The organism is Corallococcus sp. CA054B (assembly GCF_003611625.1).
Taxonomy (GTDB): Bacteria; Myxococcota; Myxococcia; order Myxococcales; family Myxococcaceae; genus Corallococcus; species Corallococcus coralloides.
Window position 1 is genome coordinate 1 of the sequence record NZ_RAVY01000440.1, and the last position, 424, is coordinate 424.

Genomic DNA, 424 nt, shown 5'->3' on the forward strand with positions numbered 1-424 from the left:
GTTCGACGGTGTGGGTGCCGGTCGGCGACGTCAGGGCCTTGCACGCTGAACTGCAGGCCACCGGATACGGGCGTCTGAACCCTGGCGTCGAGGATGACTTCCCAGGTGGGCCGACCATCGAAGTCGTCGACCCGTTCTCCAACACGATCCGGTTCTGCCAGACCATGCCCTGAGGCGCTGCGGGCGACGTCGTCAGAGTTATCCCCAGACCCGATTTCATCCACAGATCGGCCGCCACACCTGTCGCGACGGCAGGCGGGATGGCAACATCGAACGTATGTGCGAAACCCTTGACGACGCGGCCTTGATTGCCGGAATCGCGGGGGAGTCGCGCGCGGAGTCGGCCGCCGCGGCGCGGCGGTTCGCGTTCATCGCAGAGTTCGTCGACCGGCGCACGGCTGATTCCGAAGACACGGTCGTGTGG

The 424-nt window shown here is 66.0% G+C and carries 1 protein-coding gene; it reads left to right on the plus strand.

Annotation, left to right across the window (positions count from 1 at the left end; all coding sequences use genetic code 11):
* Positions 1–14: 14 nt before the first annotated feature.
* Positions 15–173 carry a glyoxalase superfamily protein gene (locus D7V80_RS44085; protein ID WP_370452647.1) on the plus strand — a complete coding sequence of 53 codons (159 nt, stop codon included), beginning with the start codon at positions 15–17 and terminating at the stop codon, positions 171–173.
* The last annotated feature ends 251 nt before the right edge of the window (positions 174–424 follow it).